The sequence below is a fragment of the Xanthomonas sp. SHU 199 genome, assembly GCF_000364665.1.
Taxonomy (GTDB): domain Bacteria; phylum Pseudomonadota; class Gammaproteobacteria; order Xanthomonadales; family Xanthomonadaceae; genus Xanthomonas_A; species Xanthomonas_A sontii.
Map to the genome: position 1 here is coordinate 1 of NZ_AQOI01000818.1, position 392 is coordinate 392.

Annotated in this window: 1 protein-coding gene; it reads right to left on the reverse strand. The window is 74.0% G+C overall.

What is annotated here, in order from left to right:
* Nucleotides 1–392: protein-disulfide reductase DsbD N-terminal domain-containing protein (locus D183_RS25695; protein WP_039729407.1), on the reverse strand; the 392-nt coding region annotated here is incomplete at both ends.

The window sequence follows — 392 nt, forward strand, 5'->3', positions numbered from 1 at the left end:
GTCTGGCAGCCCTGGAAGGTCGCCACCAGGGTCGCGGCGGTGGCGTCGGCGCGCTGGCGCTGCAGCGGCACGGTGACCTCGGTCTGGTCGAAGTACACCACCACGTTGCCGAAGTGTTCGTCCTGGTGCGAGCTGCCCTTGGGCCAGCGCGGCATGCCGGTGCGGATGCCGGGCGCGCCCTCCAGCGCCAGCGCGGTGCGGTCGCGATACAGGTAATAGCCGGGCGCCGGGGTGAAGCGCAGCAGCAGGGTATTGCCGTCGCCGACGATGGCTTCGAACTGGAACGCCTGGTCCGAGGGCAGCGGCAGGCCCTGCACCGCCGCGGCACCGGGGCCGGGACCGAACAGCGGCTTGGCGCCGTTGCCGGCGCCCGGGCCGCTGCCCGGCAGCCC